We start from the raw sequence: 19,346 nt of genomic DNA, 5'->3' as shown, positions 1-19,346 counted from the left end.
CGACCGCGGCAGGACGACGGGACCTCTGCGCGAGGTCCCGTCGTCGTCGCCTCCCAGGGGGCCGGTGCTCCGGCGCCGGCCGGACAGATAGAGTCCGACCATGGAACTGCTCGACCTCGGGCGCATCGCCGTCGGCCTCGTCCTCCTCGTCGCCGGCGCGGAGGCGCTCGTGCGCGGGGCGTCCTCGCTCGCCCGCCGGATCGGGATGTCCTCGCTCGTCGTCGGGCTGACGGTCGTGGCCGTCGCCACCTCCACGCCGGAGCTCGCGGTGACGATGGACGCGGTGCTCTCGGGTGCTCCGGACCTGGCCGTCGGTAACGTCGTCGGCAGCAACATCGCGAACATCCTGCTGATCCTCGGTGTCTCGGCGCTGGTGCTTCCGCTGACCGTGCGGCTGCGGCTCGTCCGCCTGGACGTACCGATCATGGTGTTCCTGTCGGTGCTGCTCCTCGTGCTGGCGCTCGACGGCACGGTCGGCCAGGTCGACGGGTTGCTCCTGCTCCTGGGCTTCGTCGCCTACACCGCGGTGTCGGTGGTGCTGGGCCGTCGTCCGGACGCGGGTGAGGCCGGCCCGGCAGACGCAGCCCCTGCTGCGGAAGCTGTCTCGGCCACGGCCGCCGACGACAAGCCCCCGGCGTCGGTCCTGGTCTCGCTCGTGCTGGTGGCCGTCGGCATCGCGCTCCTGGTCGGGGGCGCGCGCCTCCTGGTGGCCGGGGCGTCCAACATCGCCGAGGCGCTGGGTGTCTCGGGCCTCGTGATCGGCCTGACCGTCGTCGCCGTCGGCACCTCGCTCCCCGAGCTGGCGGCGTCCGTCGTCGCCGCGCGGCGCGGGGAGCGCGACATGGCGGTCGGCAACATCGTCGGCAGCAACATCGCCAACATCGGGTTGATCCTCGGCCTGCCGGCGGTCCTCGCGGGCGGGGGTGTCCCGGTGCCGGGCGCCGCCATCGCCCTCGACATGCCGCTCATGATCGCGACCGCCGTGGCGCTGCTGCCGATCGCCTTCACGGGCTTCGTCATCCGCCGGTGGGAGGGGGCCTTCTTCATCGCCCTCTACGCGGCCTACACGGCGTACCTGGTGCTCGCCGCGACCGAGCACGACGCCCTGCGGGGGTTCACCTCCGTGATGCTGGGCTTCGTCCTGCCGCTCGTCGCGGTCACGCTCGTCGCCGTCACCGCCTACGAGGTCGGTGTGCGGCGGGGGCGCCGCGCTGCCGTCCCGGGTTGACGACGACTCAGGCCCTGTCGGCGGGGCCGGGCGCGGCTCGGGGGACGGGCCCGGGGGCGACCGGACCCTGGCCCGACGCCACCTCCCCGGGTCCGCCGGCGGGGGTCTCGTCGCCGCCGACCTCGGGTGCCTCGTCCTTGGCCTCCTGCGCGTGCAGGTACCGCCACGCCAGCAGCGCGCACACCACCCCGTTGATGGCGCCCACGATGACGTCCGACAGGTGGTGCATGCCGCGGTACAGCCGCGCGAAGGCCACGAGGAAGGGGACGAGCAGGCACACCGTCATGGCCGTCCAGCGCAGGGCGGCGGAACGGATGCGGGACGCGAGCAGGGTCAGCGTCAGGTAGAACGCGGTCGAGGCGCCCACGTGACCGCTGGGGAACCCGGACGTCGGCGGCGCCTCGTCGAGGGGCTCGACCTCGGGTCGCTCCCGGCCGACGACGACGGCAGAGGTGAGGAACACCGCTGCCTGCACGGAGATGGCGATCGCCGGGACGAACGCGCGGCGCCACTGCCGCGTGCGCCACCACAGGAAGGCCACCACGAGGACGCACGCGCCGATGATGAACTCGGTCGCGCCGATGTGCGACCACACCGCGGTCAGCGTGTTCATCACAGGCGTGCGCTGCTCCTCCAGGGCCTCGTTGAGGGCGACCTCGGCGGGCAGCGAGTCGAGCGGTCCGACGATGAGCAGCCCGACGCCGACGACCCCGAGCCACAGGAGCAGCACCGGCAGGGCGCCGCGCCGCAGCAGGTCCCGGCGCGTGGCGGCGGTGAGCGGACGCGTGCGCCCCTCCTGGGGCGACCGGGGGTACGACCCCTGGGAGCCGGCCGGGTGTGCCATGGCGCCTCCTCAGCCTCAGCCTCGGCCGCGCAGGTCGGCCGACGTCGGGGTGTCGGAGCTCGCGTGCTCCTCGGGCGGTACCGGGACGGCGCCCCAGCCGTGGTACCCGAGGTACGACGCCCCGGCCAGCGCGGCGCCGAGGACGACCCCCGCCACGACGTCCGACGGGTAGTGCGCCCCGAGCAGGACCCGGTCGGTCGCCGTCCCCACGACGGCGACCGTCAGCAGCGTCACGGCCGCCGCGCGTCCGCGCCGGCCCAGCAGCGGCCAGAGGAGCAGCACGACGACGACGCCCGTGGCAGCGGTGTTCATCGCGTGCCCCGAGGGGAAGCTGTACCCGGGCGCCCGCGTGAGCGCGTCCTCCAGGGCCGGCCGGGCCCGGGCGACGAGCACCTTGAGGCCGTTGGCCAGCGCCCAGATGACGAGGATCGTCGTGAGCGCCCAGAGCGCGCGGCCGCGCAGTCCTCGGCGCTCCGGCGTCCGTGCCCCCGCTCGTGACCCGGCCCGGGCCACCACCCCGGCGCACAGCACGACCGCGGCCAGGTTGACCCACCGCGCCTGGAACACCTCCTGCCACACCAGCAGGGCCCGGTACAGGTCGGGGTTCGCGCTGGTGAGCCGCGTCGCCGCGCGGACCGCCTCGACGTCGGCCCGGTGCACGCCGGACGTCTCCGACCGCACGACCACGGCCAGAGCGGTGACCGGCAGGACCGCGGTGAGCACCAGGACGGTGGCGCGAGCGAGGCGCCGTCGACGCCGCCAGCGCTCCATGAACCGGAGCGTAGGACCGGATCGCCTCCGGCGCGTGTCGACGCGGACGGCCGGCACCCGGGCACGGGGCTGGTGGTAGGCAGGTCCCGTGGACCTCGACCTCGGATGGCTGCTCAGGGAGCTCATCCCGGGGTCGCTGCGTGCCCTGGACCTGGTCGGGGTCTTCCTCAACGGCGTGCTGGGCGGAACGATCGCGCGCCGGCAGCGCTTCGACCTCGTCGGGTTCGCGATCCTCGCGATCGTCTCCGCACTCGGTGGCGGGATCCTGCGCGACACCCTGCTCCAGCAGGGCCCGCCGGTCGCGCTGACCGACCCCTGGTACCTCGGGACCGCCCTGACCGGCGCGCTGGTCGCCTTCGTCGTGCGGCTGGAGGGCCGGTGGTGGAACCGCACGTACCTCGTGGGGGACTCCCTCGTGCTCGGCTGCTGGGCGGCGGTCGGCGCGGGACGCGCGCTCGAGGCGGACCTGGGGGTGCTGCCGGCGATCCTGCTCGGGGTCACCACGGCCGTGGGCGGCGGGATGATCCGCGACGTCGTCGTCGGGCAGGTCCCGGCCGTCTTCGGCGGGAACACCCTCTACGCGACCTCGGCGGTGTTCGCGTGCCTCGTGCTCATCCCGCTGCACGAGGCCGGCCTGGAGACCGCGGGTGTCTACGCGGCGATCCTCGTCGGCGCCGGCCTCAGCCTCGTCGCCCGCCGTCGCCGCTGGACGCTGCCCGAGGCCGACGCGCTGCGGCTGCGGCCCCCGATGCTGCCCCGGCACCGGCGCAAGGGCGACGCGCGGTGACCGTCGAGCGGGGCCCTTCCCTGCACGACCCAGCTCCTGCTCGACGTCACGGGCTACTTCCGCGACCGGCCCTGAGGCTCAGCGCGCGGGCAGCCCGGCGCGCCGCAGGCAGCGCACGACGACGTCGCTCGTCGGCGCGAACGGCAGCGCACCGGGCCGGCCCACGGCGTAGCCCTGCACCAGGTCGGCCCCCAGGGCCGCCCAGGTGACGAGGTCGTGCTCGTCCTCCACGCCCTCCGCGACCAGCAGGGCGTCGGACCGGTGCGCGAAGTCCGCGAGCGACTCACCGAGGGCCCGGCGCAGCGGGCTGACCGTGACGCCCTGGGCGAGGGACAGGTCGAGCTTGATGATGTGGGGCGCGAGCTGGACGACGTGCCGGAGGCTGGCGAAGCCGGACCCGGCGTCGTCGACCGCCACGCGGACCTCGGCGTCGGCCAGCCGGGCGAGGGCGTCGCGCAGGAGGTCGTAGTCGTGGATCACGGCGTGCTCGGTCACCTCGACGACGACGCTCCGGGGCCGCGCGGTGACGACGAGGTCGTGCAGGCGGGGGTCGGCGAGGGTGCCGGGTGAGACGTTGACGCAGAGGTCCACCCCCGCGGGGAGGTCGGTGCCCCCCCGCAGTGCGGCGCGGACCGCCAGCAGCTCCAGCTCGCGGTCGCACCCGGCGCGCGCGGCCGCGGCGAACACCTCCTGGGGTCCGGGTCGGCCGGGCAGGTCGAACCGCGCGAGCGCCTCGACCGCGACGAGCCGGCCGTCCCGCAGCGAGTAGATCGGCTGGTACACCATGGTCAGGGCCCCCGACGCGACGAGGGCGGGTGCCCGCGCGACCAGCTCCGGGTCCACGGGCGGGCGGTCGTCCCGACGGTCGAAGGCGGTGCGCACGTCGTCGGTGACCTGCTGCTCGCTCCCGCGGTCCCGGGCGGAGAGCGCCAGCGACAGCACGGCACCGACGGACACGAACATGGCGCAGCGCACGGCCCAGCCCAGGGTGTCCTCGCCGAAGGGGGTCGGCGGCAGCGCCGCGAGGGGTCCCGCGAGGATCCCGGACCCGGCGGCGGTGGGGACGGCGCCGCGCAGCCCGAAGCGGTACGCCGCCAGGACGATGGCGACGTAGTAGAGATGGACCAGGGGCAGGGGCGGTCCGCCCAGCGCCGCCACGACGAGCCAGACCGCGACCATGACGAGCAGGACGAGGGCGACGGCCCCGGCGGGGTGCACCTGCTGCAGGGCGGCGACGACGCGGTCGGTGCGGCGACGGATGCCGTGGCGGGTGGCGAGGGCGGGGTGTCGGCGCACGGCCCCCCCTTCTCTCCGGCGTCCGGCTGCGGTCAGGGCTCGGGCCGGGGCGTGGCCGGCCGGCGCCGGTGGCGATCATGGCCACTGTGGCGGATCCGGGCGGATCCGTCGAGGAAGGCACGCCTGGCCCGCGGGGCCGCCGTCGCGGCCCGGGTCCGGGTTCCGTCAGCCTGCGACGGTGACCGTGCGCGCGACCGAGAGCGCCGCCTCGATCCCCTCGGGCGTCGGGGCCGTCTGCACCACGACGCGCGTCACCTGGTCCCCGATCCCCACGAGCACGTGGGCGGTCGCCACCGGCGCCTGCCAGACGCGTCGGCCGTCGCGGTCCCGGCTGGAGTGGCCCTCGGTGTCCGTGACCACGTGCACGACGGCGGCGTCCGCGCCCGGGACGTCGAGCGCGTAGACGACCGAGGTGACGCCCTCCAGCCCCGGGGACAGGGACGTCGAGAGGCGCTGGGCCCAGTCGGCGTCGACGACCGGGGGGTAGACCTGGATGCCGGCCCGGGCGGACCGTGCCCCGCGGATGGTGGGTCCGTCGAAGAGCTGCACGCCGTCGTAGCTCCCGGCGGGGTCGTGGTCGGCGGGGACGGTCAGCGTCACGCGGCCGGACGTGACCGCGCTACCCGTCGCCGGGACGACCTCGGGCAGCGGCTCCGAGGGGAGGGCCGCCACGACGTCCGCGACCTGCTCGGGGGCGTCGGGGGCGATCTCCTCGGGAGCCTCCTCGACCGCCTCCTCGGTGGCCTCCTCGCCCTCGACCGCACCGCCCTCCGGGGCGGCGTCCGGCTCGGTGCCGGGCGCCGCACCGTCCTGCGTGCCCGCCTCCGCTCCGCTGGTCGGTCCGGTGGTCGACCCCTGGTCCGGACCCGCCGAGCAGCCGGCCAGCAGGCCTGCCGTCAGGGTTGCCGCGACCAGGCGCGTGGCGGTGCTCATCGCGCTCTCCTTGCCGTCCCCCACGGGAGCACGTGCGCGCCCCCACAGGGACTATCGGCAGGTCCGGCCCCGGTCACAAGCCGGAGGACGTCCTGGACCGTGTGGGATTGACCACCCGCGGCGGGGAAGGGTTAGTTTGAGCGTCATACAAATATGCCGGACGCGACGGCGGCCTGGGACCCGCTCCGGTGACCGCCGGGGTGACCTCCCAGGTGACCGCGGTGCGGACCGCCTTGATCCCGCTCCGATCCCGCTCCGATCCCGCCTGGCGACCGCCGTGGCGCCGCTGTCCACCCGACAGGAGACCCCGTGACCGCTCCCCGCGCCCTGGCCCCGACCGTCCAGGTGCTGGACCCCGGGCCGGACCTCCGGCACCGCGTCCGCGAGACGACGCTGACCGTCGCCGGCCCGGGTGGCAGCCCGCTCGGCGAGGCCGAGGTGACCGTCGAGCAGGTGAGCCCCGCCCTGGCGATCGGGAACATCGGCTTCGACCTCATCCCGCTCGCCAACGGCGAGACCGTGCTCGACCCTGCCGAGGTCGAGACCTTCGGCGGCGCGTCCGTCGAGCAGCTCGAGCAGCTCGGCGAGCTGTTCGTGCAGGTCTTCGACACCGCGACGCTGCCCTTCTACTGGGGCCGGTTCGAGCCCGTCCGCGGCAGGCCGGACACCGAGCGCCTGCGCCGCACCGCGCAGTGGTTCACCGACCGCGGCGTCCGGCTCAAGGGCCACCCGCTGGTCTGGCACACCGTCACGGCGCCGTGGCTGCGGGACCTGCCCACGGACGAGGTCGAGCGCGTCCAGCGCGAGCGGATCCGGCGCGACGTCGGCGACTTCGCGGGGCTCATCGACACCTGGGACGCCATCAACGAGGCGGTGATCATGCCGGTCTTCGACAAGGAGGAGAACGGGATCTCGCGCCTGTGCCGGGAGCGCGGCCGGATCGCCACCGTCCGGATGGCGTTCGAGGAGGCCCGCGCGGCCAACCCGGACGCGACGCTGCTGCTCAACGACTTCGACATGTCCACCGCCTACGAGTGCCTCGTCGAGGGCGTCCTCGCGGCGGGGGTCCAGGTCGACGTCCTGGGCCTGCAGAGCCACATGCACCAGGGCTACTGGGGCGAGGAGAAGACGCACGCGATCCTCGAGCGGTTCTCCCGCTACGGCCTGCCGATCCACATGACCGAGACCACGCTGCTGTCGGGCGACCTCATGCCCGCGCACATCGAGGACCTCAACGACTGGCAGGTCGAGCACTGGCCGTCCACGCCGGAGGGGGAGGCGCGGCAGGCCGACGAGGTCGTGCGCCACTACCGGACGCTGGCGGCGCACCCGTCCGTCCAGGCGATCACCTACTGGGGCATCACCGACGACGGCGCCTGGCTCGGCGCCCCCGCCGGCCTCGTCCGCGCGGACGGCACGCCGAAGCCCGCGTTCGAGGCGCTGCGCGACCTCGTGCGGCGCGACTGGTGGCTCCCGCCGACGACGACGCGCACCGACGCGGACGGCCGGCTCACCGTGCGGGCCTGGGCCGGGGACTACCGCGTGAGCACCCGCGAGGGCGCTGCGGATGTCCGGGTCGGGGACACGGCGCACGCCGTCGTGGGCGTGCGCGCGGGTCGCCCCGGTCCTCCAACCGGCCGCGTCGCTGGGTGATCCGCCCGGTCGGCGGGCTACGGTCTCCGTGTGCCTGGGCCCGCGAACGACACGCGACACGAGGGCACGACGGGCACGTCGACGCCCGAAATGTCGGACCCGCCGACATCGCCGGACCCGCCGGACCAGCCGGACCAGCCGGACCAGTCCGGCCGGCGGACGGCCGTCCTGGCAGCAGCGCGGATCGCGCCGGGATGGTCGGAGGAGCGCTTCGACCGGATCACCCGGCTCGCCGCGAAGCTCCTCGACGTGCCGATGGCGATGATCAACCTCGTCGCGGAGCACCAGTGGACGAAGGCCGCCCACGGCATCGAGGGCGCGCCCACGCCCCTGCGGGACAGCATCTGCCGCCACGCCGTCGACAGCGGCACGGCCCTCGAGGTCGCCGACATGACGCAGGACGGCCGCTTCGAGGGCAACGTCTTCGTCACCCGCGACCCGCACCTGCGGTTCTACGCCGCGCGCCCGCTCGCGGTCGAGGGTCTGGACGTCGGCACCCTCTGCGTCATGGACACGGCGCCGCGGGAGCTGGACGAGGACCAGCGCGCGGTGCTGGACGAGCTGGCCGCCTGGGCCGAGGCCGAGCTCAACAACGCCTCCCTCAACGCCCTGGTCCGCCGCGTCCAGGAGCAGCAGCGCCTCACCGGCCTGGTGCTCACCTCGGCGGACGAGGGCATCGTCGGCTGCGACCACGACGGCGTCGTCGTCTTCGCGAACCCGGCCGCCCTGGCCCTCCTCGGGCGCGACGAGGGGGAGCTCGTCGGCCGCCGCCTGCACGACGTCGTCCACCCGGCCCGCCCCGACGGGACGCCCTTCCCGACCGCGCAGTGCGCGACGCACCGCGCGATGACCCGTGGCGAGCCGCTCACCGCGCACGAGACGTCCTTCGTGCGCAGCGACGGCACCTGGGTGCCGATCGAGCAGACCGTGGCGCCGATGCGGGACGCCGACGCCCTCGTCGGCTCGGTCGTGACGTTCCGGGACGTGTCCGCGCGGACGGAGATCGCCCGGCTGAAGGCCGAGTTCGTCGGCGTCGTGAGCCACGAGCTGCGCACCCCGCTGACGTCGATCCGTGGGAGCCTCGCGCTCCTCGGGGCCGGTGTCATGGGTCCCCTCGCGGACGAGCAGCGTCCGCTGGTGGACATGGCCCTGGCGAACGTGGAGCGGCTCGGGCACCTCGTCGACGACATCCTCGACCTCGAGCGGCTCGACGCCGGGCGCCTCCCGCTGCGGCCCGCCGCCATCGACGCCGCCGACCTCGTACGGGAGGTCGTCGACCTCCTCTCGCCCGCCGCCCAGGCCGCCGGTGTCGCGCTGGCGGCAGCGCGACCGCTGCCCGCCGGCCCGGTCACCGTCGACGCCGGACGCCTGCTCCAGGCGCTCACGAACCTCGTCGGGAACGCCGTGAAGTTCACCGAGGCCGGGGGTGAGGTGACGGTCCGCGTCACCACCGACGAGCGGGCGGTCCGGGTCCACGTCACCGACACCGGTCGCGGGATCCCGGCCGACCGCCTCGGGTCGGTGTTCGACCGGTTCGTCCACATCGACGGCGACGCGACCCGGACGAAGGGCAGCGGTCTCGGGCTGTCCATCACGCGCGGCATCGTCGAGCGCAGCGGGGGCCGGGTCGAGGTCGCCAGCGAGCTGGGGGTCGGCAGCACCTTCACGGTCGAGCTCCCGCGCCGATACGACGAGGTGTCCGGCGCCGCTGCCGGGCCGGCCCCGGTCACCCCGACCGCCGACCCGCAAGGAGCCCCGTGAGCAGGACGATCCTGGTGGTCGACGACGAGCCGGACATCCGTGAGCTCATCCGGCTGAGCCTGGAGCGGCTCGGCGGGCACCGCGTCGTCGCGTGCGCGAGCGGCGCGGAGGCGCTGGGACGGCTCCCGGAGGAGCCCGTCGACGGGGTGCTGCTGGACGTCCGGATGCCCGGCATGGACGGCCCGGAGGTGCTGGCGGCGCTCCGGCGGACACCGGCGGGGGCGGACGTGCCGGTCGTGTTCCTCACCGCGAGCGTGCTGGAGGTCCAGATGGCCGACCTCCGGGCGCTGGACGTGCGCGGGGTGGTGCGCAAGCCGTTCGACCCGCTCGCGCTGCCTGCGGAGGTCGCGCTGGCGTTCGGGTGGGCGGCGTGACCGCGGTCCAGGTCGGCCGCGATGCCCCGCACGTCCGGGGCCGCCGTGCCCTCGTCGTCGACGACGACGAGATGGTCGTGGCCCTGGTGCGCGCCGGGCTGGAGGGGGAGGGCGTCGAGGTCGTCACGGCCGCCGACGGCCGCGAGGCCCTCGACCAGCTCGCCCGGAGCGTGCCCGACGTCGTCGTCTCCGACGTGAACATGCCCGGCATGGACGGCTTCGCGCTGGTGAGCCGTCTGCGGGCCGAGCCAGCGACCCGCAGCGTGCCGCTGGTGTTCCTCACCTCCCGGTCCCACGCGGACGACGTGCTCACGGGGCTCGCGCTCGGCGCGGACGACTACGTGCGCAAGCCCTTCGAGCTGACCGAGCTCGTGGCGCGGGTCGTCGCGAAGATCCACCGGCCGCCCGTGCCCGTCGACACGCTCGTGCGGGACGTCCGGACCGGCCTGCTCAGCGCCTCGCGGCTGCACGAGGAGATCGACCACGAGGCCGGTCGTGCGGCCCGGACCGGGCGCCCCGCGGCCGTGGCGGTCCTCGACGTCGCCGAGCGTGACCAGCTCGTCGAGCGCTTCGGCGCCCGAGCCGACGACGACCTCGCGGTGCAGGTCGCCCAGCGCGTCGGCGTCCACCTCGGCAGCGCGCTGGACCGCGTCGCCCGGGACGCCGCGGGCCGGTTCCTCGTGCTGCTGCCGGAGTCCGGGCCGGACGAGGTCCGGACGCGCCTCACCCGGGTCGCGGAGGCGTTGGCGGGCGAGCGGCTCACCGTCGCGGGTGAGGGTGTCCAGGTCACGCCCGTGGTGGGGTGGGCGTCCCTCGATCCGCACCCGGGCCCCGGTGCCGCAGGGCCGGGCGCAGCGGAGCTGGTCGAGCGGGCGACGGTCGCAGCCGATGCCGCGACCCTGCACCTGGACCTGCAGCCCGTCCGCTGGACCCCCGCGCTCGCGGGCACGACGCCCCCCGCGGGCCGGCGCGCCCGGCCGTCCCGGGCGGCGCGCCTGCGGACCGTCCTCGGGCGGCTGCGCACCGCGTGGCAGATCGCCCTGACGCTGCTGCTCGGCGTCGTGGTGCCGTTCGCCGTGTACGTCGGGCTGTACGAGCTCGCCGGCGTCGACGTCAGCCGTCCGCTGTACCTCGTCGTCGTCGGCGCGCTCCTCCTCACCGCCGGGGCCATCTGGACCGAGGGCTTCCTCGCGCTGCGCGCCACCCGCCCCCCCGAGGAGCCCGCGTCGCCGCCGCCGCCCGCGTCCGCCGTCATCGCCGCGTACCTGCCCAACGAGGCCGCGACGGTCGTGGAGACCGTCGAGTCGTTCCTGCGCCAGGACTACCCCGCGGGGCTCCAGGTGGTCCTCGCCTACAACACGCCGCGGCCGATGGCGGTCGAGGACACCCTCGCGCAGCTCGCGCTCCGGGACCCGCGCCTGCTGCCCCTGCGGGTGGAGGGATCGACGTCCAAGGCCCAGAACGTCAACGCCGCCCTGGCCCACGTCACCGGCGAGTTCGTCGGCGTGTTCGACGCCGACCACCACCCGGACGCCGGCTCGTTCCTGCGGGCGTGGCGGTGGCTCTCGCACGGCTACGACGTCGTCCAGGGGCACTGCGTCATCCGCAACGGCGACGCGTCCTGGGTCGCCCGGACGAACGCCGTCGAGTTCGAGTCCATCTACGCGGTCAGCCACCCGGGTCGGGCGCGCCTGCACCGGTTCGGGATCTTCGGGGGCTCCAACGGGTACTGGCGCACGTCGCTGCTGCGCCAGGTCCGCATGCACGGGTTCATGCTCACGGAGGACATCGACTCGAGCCTGCGCGTCGTGGAGGAGGGGGGCCGGATCGCCTCGGACCCCGGCCTGGTGTCCCGCGAGCTCGCGCCGACGACGCTCGCGGCCCTGTGGAACCAGCGCATGCGCTGGGCCCAGGGCTGGTTCCAGGTGTCGCGCAAGCACCTTCTGCGCGCCTGGCGCTCGCCCGCGCTGTCGCTGCGGCAGAAGCTCGGGATGACCTTCCTGCTGGGCTGGCGCGAGGTCTACCCGTGGCTGTCCCTGCAGATGTTCCCGCTCGTCGCGTTCATGGCCTGGCGCGAGGGCGGCGCGGACCGGCTCGACTGGCTCGTCCCGGTGTTCGTCCTGACGACCCTGTTCACCGCGTCGGTCGGGCCCGGGCAGACGCTCTTCGCCCGGCGGCTGGCGGTGCCGGAGATCCGCCGTCAGCCCGGGTGGTTCTGGCGCTACCTGCTCGTCTCCTCCTTCGTCTACACCGAGCTGAAGAACGTCATCGGCCGGGTGGCCCAGGTCAAGGAGCTCATGGGCGAGCGCGAGTGGAAGGTCACCCCCCGCGCGACGGCTCCGGCGGCCCCGACGACACCCGCTGTCGTGGCGACCCCCACCGTCACGGAGGCGTCGGGTGCCCGGTGACCCGACCGCCCTGGTCGAGCAGCTGTGGGCGCAGTTCCTGCCCCTCGTCCACGAGCGCGTCCGGCTGATCGAGGAGGTCGCCGCGGGCGGCGGCGACGTGGCGACCGCCGGACGGGCGGCGCACAACCTCGCCGGCTCGCTCGGGAGCTACGGGCGGGCGACGGCGTCGTCGGTGGCGCGTGAGCTCGACCTCGCGTTCACGGCCGGGGTGCCGGACCAGGCGTGGCTCACCGACGCGGTCCGCCGCCTCCGCGAGGGCCTCGAGGTCGGCCGGGCCTGAGGCCCCGGCCGGGGCCGTCCTCCGCGCGGCGGCGCAGGACGACGAGGACCACGTGCTCGCTCAGGACCGGCGCTCGCTCAGCCCAGCCCCCTCGCTCACCCCGCTCGCTCACCGCGCTCGCTCACCGCGCTCGCTCACCCCGCCGTGACGGTCCTGGTGGGGAGTGCCTGCGCCGGGGCGCGGTGGGCCCCCTCCTCACCGCGGACCGCGGCGATCGCGTCGCGGAGCATCCGGGCGAGGAGCTCGTCCGTGTCGTCCCGCCCGAGCCGGACGACGGACAGCACCGCGTGCTCGGTCAGTGCCGAGGCGGGGTCGCGCAGCGACTGCAGCCGTACGAGCCCGGCGGTGAAGTCCAGGGCCCACGCGGTCGCCCGGGGTGTCCCCGCCAGGGCGGCGCGGGTCGCGGGCCGGATGCCGTCGTCTGGGTCTTCTCCGTCGGCTTTCCCGTCGGCGTACCCGTCCGCGCGCCGGTCGGCGTGCACCGGACGGTGCAGGGCACGCAGCCGCTCGCAGGTGAGCACCCCGGCGGCGAGCGCACGACGGTCCTCCTCCTGCGCCACCGGCAGGGCGACCAGCGCGGCGGCGACCGCCACGTCGTCGTCCCACCGGGGGTCCTCGCTCGTCAGACCGACGACGGAGGGGATGAGCGGGGCCAGGCGTCGTCGGCCGGTGTCCGTGGTCGCGTCGTTCACCATGCGCGCCAGGTGGCCGAGGAGGGGGTGGGTGCAGGACGGGTGGTCGCTGAACTTCTCGCCGGCGAGCAGGCTCGCCCACTCCATGAAGCACGCCCCGGTGCGCGGGGTGCGGTGGCGGCCGGCGGAGAGCACCGGCAGGGCGTCCGGGACCGCCAGGGCGTCCGGGCCGGGCGGGTGCGGGTCACGACCGGGGGCCTGGCGGTGCGACATCGAGAACCAGCGCATGGGGCTCACCTCACCGGGTGGTGGACCGCCCGTTCCGGGCCGTGTCCCGTCCTGGCAGTGTCCGTCCGTCCCGGCCGCGCGGCAACGGCTGGGACGGGGTCGTCCGCCGGGGGCTCTCAGCGGCTCGCGCGGGTCCGGCGCTCGTTCTCCTTCTGCAGCGCGTCGACCAGCTCGTCCTTGCTCATGGTCGAGCGCCCCGGGACGTCGAGCCGCCGCGCCAGGTCGTACAGGTGCTTCTTGGACGCGTTGGCGTCGACCCCGCCCTTGGTCTCCGCGCGCGTGCCGCGCCCGCCCTCGGCCTTGCGGTCCGACGGGCCCCTCTCGTCCTTCGCCTCCCAGTGGTCGCCGACCTTCTCGTAGGAGTGCTTGAGGGCGGCGAACGCCACGCGGTTCGCGCGCTCGGCGTCGTGGTACTGCTCCTCGGCCGCGTCGTGGGCCTTGGCGAACGTGCGCTGCGCCTTCTCCTCGGAGCGCCGCAGCGTGCTGGGCAGCTCGCTCTGCCGGGCCTTGCCGGCCTTCGTCGTCTTGGGCACGGTGACCTCCGGTCCGTCCGTCCCGACGGGTGGGGCCCGTCGGGCCTTCCCGCCCATCGTGCGACGACGCCCGCCGCGCCGCACCCGCACAGGGCACTCGCGACAGGTGGCCCCGCGTGATCGGGGAGGATGAGGCCGTGCGCGACGCATGGCTCTCCCTCCCCGACGTCGTCGCGGCACGCCGTCGGACGCTGCGGGTGCTGGTCGCGGCCCAGGTGGTCGGAGCGCTCGGCTACGGCGCCGGCCCGTCCGTCGGCGTGCTGCTCGCCCAGGAGGTCACCCGGTCGGAGGCGATGGCGGGGATCGCACGGGCCTCGACCACCATCGGCGCCGCCGTGATCGCCCTGCCCCTGGGCATGCTCGCGGCGCGGGCGGGGCGGCGCCGGGCGCTGACGCTCGCGTGGGCGGTCGCCGCGGCCGGGTCGGCGGTCCTCGTGCTGTCGGCCGCGGCGGGGTCCACGGCGCTGCTCGTCCTGGGGATGGTGGCGCTCGGCGCGGGGACGGCGGCGGGCCTCCAGGCCCGGTTCGCCGCGACGGACCTCGCCGAGCCGGCCCACCGCGGCCGCAGCCTGTCCCTCGTCGTCTGGGTCGGGACGATCGGCGCCGTCCTGGGGCCGAACCTCGGGGTCCCGGGCGAGGCGCTCGAGGCCAGGACGGGGCTCCCCGCGCTGTCCGGGGCGTTCGCCATCGCCGCGGTGCTGCTCGCGCTGACCGCCGTCGTCGTCGGCCTCTTCCTGCGGCCCGAGCCGCTCGACGTGGTGCGGCGGCACACGGTGCCGACCGCCGCGCCCGGCACAGCGCCCGCCGCAGCGGCCGACGCCGCGCTCCCGCCGGAGCCCGACGCCACCCTCACCTCCCGCCCGACGGCGCCCGACGCCACCTCCCGCCCGACGGCGCCCCCGCCCCTGCGGCTGCGCGCGGCCCTGCGGGAGGTGCGGCGCAGCCCGGCCGCCTCGTTCGCGCTCCTCGCGCTCGTGCTCAGCCACCTGGCGATGGTCTCGGTGATGACGATGACCCCGGTGCACCTGTCGCACCAGGGTCACGGCATCACGGTCGTGGGTCTCACGATCAGCCTGCACGTGCTCGGCATGTTCGCGTTCGCCCCCGTGATGGGTGCGCTCGCGGACCGCGTGGGTGCCGTGCCGACCGTGCTCCTCGGCCAGGTGGTCCTGCTGGCCTCGGCGGTGGTCGGGGTGGCGGGGGAGGAGCGGACCGACGCCGTCGTCCTGGCCCTGTTCCTGCTCGGGGTCGGCTGGTCGATGGTCACCGTGCCCGCCGCGACCCTCCTGTCCGGTGCGGTGGAGACCGCCTCCCGGCCCCTGGTGCAGGGGGCGAGCGACTCCGCGATGAACGCCGCCGCGGCCGTCGGTGCCATCGCCTCCGGCCCGCTGCTGGCCGTCGTCGGCTTCGCCGGGCTGTCGGCCGCCTCCGCGCTGTGCGTCGTGCCCGTCGTCGTCGCGGTCGTCCGCCGGCGCACGTTGGTGCACGCCTGACCTCGTGACCTGAGCGCCTGACCTGCGAGGACGCTGTCGGCGGCGTCGTCGGGGCCGCCCCGCTCGCCCCGGCCCGACATGCGGACGGCCGTCCGGCGACGCATCCTGCCTCTCCCGGCGCGGGCGCGTCGGGCCTGCCACGCAGGTGTCCGAGAAGAGGTCCGACCGTGGGATCCCCGCTCCTCACGCGCCGTGCGCGCTCCTCCCTGGCGCTCGCCGCCTCCGCCGCCCTCGTCGGCGGCTCGATGCTCGCCGCGTCACCCGCGCTGGGTGCCGCACCCGGTCCCGCCCCGACGGCGCTCGGGACCGTCGACGTGCCGCTCGTGGACGTCTCCCCGCCCGGCGCCAACGACTGGTCCTGCCGCCCGACGGCGGAGCACCCCGAGCCGGTCGTCCTCGTGCACGGCACCTTCGAGGACATGCTCAAGAACTGGTCCACCCTCGCGCCCTACCTCGACGCCCGGGGCGCCTGCGTCTTCGCGCTCAACTACGGCGACAACGCGACCGGCCCGATCCGCGACTCCGCGCGCGAGCTGGCGTCGTTCGTCGACGCCGTCCTCGGTGCGACCGGCGCGCGCAAGGTCGACGTCGTCGGGCACAGCCAGGGCGGCATGATGCCGCGCTACTGGATGCACCACCTCGGCGGCGCCAAGAAGGTCGACGACCTCGTCGGCATCGCGCCGTCGAGCCACGGCACCCAGGGCCTGATCGTCGCCTACCCCGACGGCACGTTGGGCACGGTCGCCGGCACCGAGAACCCGCTGTGCCCCGCGTGCAGCGACCAGGTGGCCGGATCGGCCTTCATGCAGGAGCTCAACGCACCGGGCGACACCGTCCGAGGGCCGTCCTACACGGTGATCTCGACCGTCTACGACGAGGTCGTCACCCCGTACACCAGCCAGTTCCTGGTGGGCCCCGCGCGGCAGGTCACCAACATCACGATCCAGGACCTGTGCCCCGCGGACCCGATCGAGCACGACCAGTCGCCCAACGACCCCGTCGTCCACCAGCTCGTCGCGCACGCGCTGGAGCGCCCGGGCCCGGCCGACCCCGCGTACCGGCCGAGCTGCCTCCCCGTTCCCTGACGGGAGCCGTCACGGGGCGGCCCTGTCGCCTGACGGGCTCCCTCACACCGACCGGGGCGCGGGCCGTCGCAGCTCGCGCCCCGGCGGCGGGGACGGTGGTGCTCCCACCGCGCCCAGCGGCGGGACGACCCGCACCGCCGTCGTCTCCTGCGCGGTGAGCACCACGCGCTCGCCGTGGTGCACGAGGGTCAGGGCCGCGCCGTCCGGGAGCCGGTCGAGCAGCTGGTAGGTCACCTTCTCCGGCTCGACCTCCACCCGCAGCCGCGCGCCCCGGTGCCGGACGCCGAAGCGGAGCCCGGTCAGGGTGGCGGGCAGGCGCGGGGCGAGGTGCAGGGCCTCGCTGTCCGGGCCGTGCTCCTGCGCCCGGTCGGCCGCGTCCCCGGGGTGCGCGGTCCGCAGCCCACCGAGGCCCATGACCAGGCCGTCCCAGACCCCCGCCAGGGCGGCGACGTGCAGCCCGTCGGCGACGTCGCCCTCGAGGTCGTGCAGGTCCAGCAGCGCGGCCTCGCGCAGATGGTCGTGCGCGTGCCCGGACCAGCCCACGCGGGCCGCGACCACGGCGTGGGCGGGGCAGGAGAGCGAGGAGTCCCGCACCGTGATCGCCTCGTAGTGGGCGAGGTCGCGTCGCTGCTGCTCCAGCGGGACGTCCTCCCCGGCGAGCCAGTGCGCCGCGACGACGTCGGCCTGCTTGACCACCTGCCGCCGGTAGAGCTCGGCGTAGGTGTGGTGGTCCTCCAGCGGGTAGGCGTGGGCCGGGGTGCCGGCGAAGTCCCAGACCCGCCGGGACAGGAAGCCCGCGCACTGCTGCGTCACGCCGGTGAGCGGGTCCACCAGGACGGTCATGGCGTCCGCGGCCCGGCGCCACGCGTCCCGCTCGGCGTCCGTGACGCCCAGCCCGACCGCCACCTCCGGGTACCGGTCGGTGAGCGTGAGGGCAGCCCGCAGGTTCCGCGCCGCCATCCGGTTGGTGAAGGCGTTGTCGTCGACGACGGCGGTGTACTCGTCCGGGCCGGTGACGCCGTGGACGTGGAACGCGCCGTCGGGCGTGTGGTGGCCGAGGGACGTCCACGTCCGGGCCGTCCGGACGACCACCTCGACGACGGCCTCGCGCTCGAACGCCACGTCCCCGGTGACCGCGACGTAGCGGCAGGCGGCGTCGGCGACGTCCGCGTCGACGTGGCGGGCGGCGACGCTGGCGGGCCAGTACGCCGACGCCTCCGGTCCGGACACCGTGCGCCACGCGAACGCGGCGCCGTCCTGCCCCAGGACCCGGGCGTGCTCCCGCGCCCACGGGAGCGTGGCGTGCCGCCACGCCAGGTGCGCGCGGGCGGCGTCGGGGAGCAGGTGCTCCAGGACCGGCAGCACGTAGCTGTCCGCGTCCCAGAAGGTGTGCCCGTGGTACCCGAGCCCGGTGAGCCCCTTGGCGCGGATCCCGGTGCCCTCGGCGAGCGCGGCCGCCCCCAGCACCTGCAGGACGGCGAACCGGACGGCCTGCTGGAGCTGCGGGTCGCCGTCCACCTCGACGTCGGCCCAGTCGAGCACCTCGGCGAGCGCGGCGGCGTGCTCCGCGACGAGGGCGTCGTGCCCGGCGGCGCGCGCGTCGTCGAGCACCTGGTGCGCCCGCGCGACCAGGGCGGCCCCGCCGTCGGACGCCTCGCCGGCGCGGTGCCGGTCGGCGGTGAAGGCGACGAGGAGGTCCAGCGTCACCTCCTCCCCGGCGCGCAGGTCCGCGGTCACGGTGGTGGCGTGGTCCTCGGTGGTCACGACGCCCGGTCCGACGACGGCGACGTCCGCGGCCACGGCGAGCTGGACGCCGCTGCTCGGGACGTGCTGGGTCGTCCAGGCCCGCCCGCCGCGACCCGCACCGGTGTGCGCGCACGCGTCGACGGCCCGCGAGCCGGACCCGTCGTCGGGGACGACGGCGGAGCGCGGCCGCGGGTCGTCCTCCGCGGTGGAGCGCAGCGGCGAGCGGTCGCAGCAGGGGAAGAGGCGCAGGGCCACGTGGGCCGCGGTCTCGGCCCGGACCGTCCAGCGGACGACGACGAGCTCGCGCCGCCGCATCGAGGCCAGCCGGCTGGTGGTGACGGCGACCGTCGCGCCGTCGGGCGCGCTCCAGCGCGCGGCGCGGTCCAGGACCCCGGTCCGCAGGTCGAGGGTGCGGGTGTGGTGGTGGGTCGTCCCGGTGCGGACGTCCAGGGGTGCGCCGTCGACCTCGAGCCGGACGGCCCACCCGTCGGGGACGGCCAGCACCTGCTCCTGACGGCCGGGGAACCCGTACGCGCGCTCGCCGTACTCGAGGGGCACCTCCTCGAACACGGGGGCGAGGAGGGTGCCCGCGTGCACCGTGGGGACCAGCTCGTCGAGCGCGCCGCGGACGCCGACCCACCCGTTGGCGACGGTGAACAGCGTGGCGGTGGAGCGGAGGCCCTCAGGGTCGACGTCAGGGTCGTGCAGGCGCCAGGGCTCGACGGGCAGTTCCATGGTCGACAGGGTCACCCACGAGCGCCGGACCCGCCACGCGAGCGCGGCCCGCCCGGACGTCGACCGCCACGCGAGCGCGGCCCGACGCGGTCGGTCGGGCGCGCCGCGGTGCCTCTCAGCGCTGGTGCGGCCGGCGCGGGTCCGTGACGGCCGAGCGGCGGCGCTGGGCCACCTTGCCGAGGAGCTCCTTGGCCTTGCGCTGGTTCTCCGGCTTGCTCATCTCGCGCTGGATGAGGCGAGCGGCCTTCAGCGCGAGACCGCTGCGGATGGCGGAGCGGATGAAGCTCATGGGTTCCTCCTCGTCAGGCACCGGTCACGGCGCCACTGGGGCTGCGGTCCTGCCCGGAGAACGTCCGGCGCCCGGACGGGGTTCCGCACGAGGCGTCGGCCGACCGGACGGGCACCAGGCCCGCGGCCCCGGGTAGGCGCTCGACGCTAGGCGCACCCGACCCGGGGCGCGACCGCGCGGGCCGGACGGGGCTGTCGCGCGCCGTCCGGC

17 protein-coding genes are annotated in these 19,346 nt (G+C 75.7%); 9 read left to right on the top strand and 8 right to left on the bottom strand.

The window, feature by feature from the left end:
- Nucleotides 1–100: 100 nt before the first annotated feature.
- Nucleotides 101–1,228: a calcium/sodium antiporter gene (locus tag N866_RS09230; protein WP_034225549.1), complete on the top strand. Its 1,128-nt coding sequence runs from the start codon at nt 101–103 to the stop codon at nt 1,226–1,228.
- 7 nt (nt 1,229–1,235) lie between these two features.
- Here N866_RS09230 and N866_RS09225 read toward each other — a convergent pair whose 3' ends face one another.
- Together N866_RS09225 and N866_RS09220 are read right to left on the bottom strand one after the other, a co-directional pair.
- On the bottom strand, nt 1,236–2,072 hold the full coding sequence (locus tag N866_RS09225; protein WP_081802495.1) for a phosphatase PAP2 family protein: 837 nt from the start codon (nt 2,070–2,072) through the stop codon (nt 1,236–1,238).
- 15 nt (nt 2,073–2,087) lie between these two features.
- Nucleotides 2,088–2,843 (bottom strand): phosphatase PAP2 family protein, encoded by a 756-nt coding sequence (locus tag N866_RS09220; protein ID WP_034225547.1) that lies wholly within the window; start codon nt 2,841–2,843, stop codon nt 2,088–2,090.
- Nucleotides 2,844–2,931: 88 nt separating this feature from the next.
- Here N866_RS09220 and N866_RS09215 point away from each other — a divergent pair, with 88 nt between their 5' ends.
- Complete coding sequence (locus N866_RS09215) at nt 2,932–3,630, top strand: trimeric intracellular cation channel family protein (protein WP_245612470.1); 699 nt, start codon at nt 2,932–2,934, stop codon at nt 3,628–3,630.
- 78 nt (nt 3,631–3,708) lie between these two features.
- On the opposite strand, the gene N866_RS19865 is transcribed toward N866_RS09215, so the two are convergent.
- Complete coding sequence (locus N866_RS19865) at nt 3,709–4,926, bottom strand: sensor domain-containing phosphodiesterase (RefSeq protein ID WP_052022730.1); 1,218 nt, start codon at nt 4,924–4,926, stop codon at nt 3,709–3,711.
- 165 nt (nt 4,927–5,091) lie between these two features.
- Nucleotides 5,092–5,859, bottom strand: a complete 768-nt coding sequence (locus N866_RS09205) for a hypothetical protein (protein WP_155855275.1) — start codon at nt 5,857–5,859, stop codon at nt 5,092–5,094.
- Nucleotides 5,860–6,168: 309 nt separating this feature from the next.
- Here N866_RS09205 and N866_RS09200 point away from each other — a divergent pair, with 309 nt between their 5' ends.
- Genes N866_RS09200 through N866_RS09180 form a run of 5 tightly spaced genes read left to right on the top strand, consistent with a single transcriptional unit; the run spans nt 6,169 to nt 12,335 of the window.
- Complete coding sequence (locus N866_RS09200) at nt 6,169–7,512, top strand: endo-1,4-beta-xylanase (protein WP_342668405.1); 1,344 nt, start codon at nt 6,169–6,171, stop codon at nt 7,510–7,512.
- 30 nt (nt 7,513–7,542) lie between these two features.
- Nucleotides 7,543–9,273 carry an ATP-binding protein gene (locus tag N866_RS19860; protein ID WP_155855274.1) on the top strand — a complete coding sequence of 577 codons (1,731 nt, stop codon included), beginning with the start codon at nt 7,543–7,545 and terminating at the stop codon, nt 9,271–9,273.
- The gene (locus N866_RS09190) at nt 9,270–9,647 is read left to right on the top strand and encodes a response regulator (RefSeq protein ID WP_034225543.1); all 378 of its coding nucleotides are present in this window, start codon (nt 9,270–9,272) and stop codon (nt 9,645–9,647) included. Before N866_RS19860 ends, N866_RS09190 begins: the two co-directional genes overlap by 4 nt.
- A complete protein-coding gene (locus N866_RS09185; RefSeq protein WP_216699417.1) occupies nt 9,644–12,055 on the top strand; it encodes a response regulator in 2,412 nt (803 codons plus the stop codon). Before N866_RS09190 ends, N866_RS09185 begins: the two co-directional genes overlap by 4 nt.
- Nucleotides 12,045–12,335: an Hpt domain-containing protein gene (locus N866_RS09180; protein WP_034225541.1), complete on the top strand. Its 291-nt coding sequence runs from the start codon at nt 12,045–12,047 to the stop codon at nt 12,333–12,335. The genes N866_RS09185 and N866_RS09180 overlap by 11 nt, the downstream gene beginning before the upstream one ends.
- A 134-nt stretch (nt 12,336–12,469) precedes the next feature.
- On the opposite strand, the gene N866_RS19855 is transcribed toward N866_RS09180, so the two are convergent.
- Complete coding sequence (locus N866_RS19855; RefSeq protein WP_052022726.1) at nt 12,470–13,255, bottom strand: hypothetical protein; 786 nt, start codon at nt 13,253–13,255, stop codon at nt 12,470–12,472.
- 116 nt (nt 13,256–13,371) lie between these two features.
- Nucleotides 13,372–13,788, bottom strand: coding sequence for a ChaB family protein (locus tag N866_RS09170; protein WP_034225551.1), 417 nt, complete (start codon nt 13,786–13,788; stop codon nt 13,372–13,374).
- A gap of 137 nt (nt 13,789–13,925) precedes the next feature.
- Here N866_RS09170 and N866_RS09165 point away from each other — a divergent pair, with 137 nt between their 5' ends.
- Both N866_RS09165 and N866_RS09160 read left to right on the top strand, forming a co-directional pair.
- Nucleotides 13,926–15,281 (top strand): MFS transporter, encoded by a 1,356-nt coding sequence (locus N866_RS09165; RefSeq protein ID WP_034225550.1) that lies wholly within the window; start codon nt 13,926–13,928, stop codon nt 15,279–15,281.
- A 245-nt stretch (nt 15,282–15,526) separates the two neighbouring features.
- On the top strand, nt 15,527–16,366 hold the full coding sequence (locus N866_RS09160) for a lipase family alpha/beta hydrolase (RefSeq protein ID WP_081802496.1): 840 nt from the start codon (nt 15,527–15,529) through the stop codon (nt 16,364–16,366).
- 42 nt (nt 16,367–16,408) lie between these two features.
- Here N866_RS09160 and N866_RS09155 read toward each other — a convergent pair whose 3' ends face one another.
- Complete coding sequence (locus N866_RS09155; RefSeq protein WP_034225537.1) at nt 16,409–18,847, bottom strand: glycoside hydrolase family 65 protein; 2,439 nt, start codon at nt 18,845–18,847, stop codon at nt 16,409–16,411.
- A gap of 115 nt (nt 18,848–18,962) precedes the next feature.
- Nucleotides 18,963–19,136 carry a hypothetical protein gene (locus tag N866_RS21970; RefSeq protein ID WP_173406145.1) on the bottom strand — a complete coding sequence of 58 codons (174 nt, stop codon included), beginning with the start codon at nt 19,134–19,136 and terminating at the stop codon, nt 18,963–18,965.
- Nucleotides 19,137–19,346: the final 210 nt, after the last annotated feature.

Source organism: Actinotalea ferrariae CF5-4, from assembly GCF_000603945.1.
GTDB classification, from domain to species: Bacteria; Actinomycetota; Actinomycetes; order Actinomycetales; family Cellulomonadaceae; genus Actinotalea; species Actinotalea ferrariae.
The sequence above is the reverse complement of the archived record's forward strand: the minus strand, read 5'-3'. Positions and strand labels throughout refer to the sequence as shown.

Bases quoted from the DNA above. Each gene is read 5' to 3' on its own strand.
- N866_RS09230 (WP_034225549.1), top strand. From the start codon at position 101: ATGGAACTGCTCGACCTCGGGCGCATCGCCGTCGGCCTCGTCCTCCTC.
- N866_RS09225 (WP_081802495.1), bottom strand. From the start codon at position 2,072: ATGGCACACCCGGCCGGCTCCCAGGGGTCGTACCCCCGGTCGCCCCAG.
- N866_RS09220 (WP_034225547.1), bottom strand. From the start codon at position 2,843: ATGGAGCGCTGGCGGCGTCGACGGCGCCTCGCTCGCGCCACCGTCCTG.
- N866_RS09205 (WP_155855275.1), bottom strand. From the start codon at position 5,859: ATGAGCACCGCCACGCGCCTGGTCGCGGCAACCCTGACGGCAGGCCTG.
- N866_RS19855 (WP_052022726.1), bottom strand. From the start codon at position 13,255: ATGCGCTGGTTCTCGATGTCGCACCGCCAGGCCCCCGGTCGTGACCCG.
- N866_RS09160 (WP_081802496.1), top strand. From the start codon at position 15,527: ATGCTCGCCGCGTCACCCGCGCTGGGTGCCGCACCCGGTCCCGCCCCG.
- N866_RS09155 (WP_034225537.1), bottom strand. From the start codon at position 18,847: ATGGAACTGCCCGTCGAGCCCTGGCGCCTGCACGACCCTGACGTCGAC.
- N866_RS21970 (WP_173406145.1), bottom strand. From the start codon at position 19,136: ATGAGCTTCATCCGCTCCGCCATCCGCAGCGGTCTCGCGCTGAAGGCC.